The 291-nt window shown below is 60.8% G+C and carries 1 protein-coding gene; it reads right to left on the bottom strand.

Features of this window, described 5'->3' with window-relative positions; translation table 11 throughout:
• Window positions 1–291, bottom strand: a 291-nt coding sequence (locus HJG58_RS18675; RefSeq protein ID WP_328704800.1) for an oxidoreductase C-terminal domain-containing protein, incomplete at both ends; no start/stop codon positions are given.

The raw sequence follows: 291 nt of genomic DNA, 5'->3' as shown, positions 1-291 counted from the left end.
CAAGCGGTACGTTCGACAGATCCCGCCCCGCCGCCATCCAGCGCTTCGCCAGCTTGACGGTGCGCGCATCGTTGAACGCCACCAGCTGCGTCAGCCGCCCGTTTTCATCCAGCGAGAAGAACAGCGCATCTTCACGCACTATCGTTTTACTCTCCGGCTGCGGAATACCGAGGATCTGAATATTGTGCTGATATTGATCCGACCACAGCCACGGCGCGTCGTCATAACCTGGCGCATCGGGGTTGAGCATCGCTTTCGCCGTCGCCACCGCCTGATTCTGGGCGAAGGCCC

Origin of the sequence: Acinetobacter geminorum, assembly GCF_013009345.1 — a bacterium.
Classification (GTDB): Bacteria; Pseudomonadota; Gammaproteobacteria; order Pseudomonadales; family Moraxellaceae; genus Acinetobacter; species Acinetobacter geminorum.
Note: the sequence above shows the minus strand (reverse complement) of the source record. Positions and strands in the feature narration are given on the sequence as shown.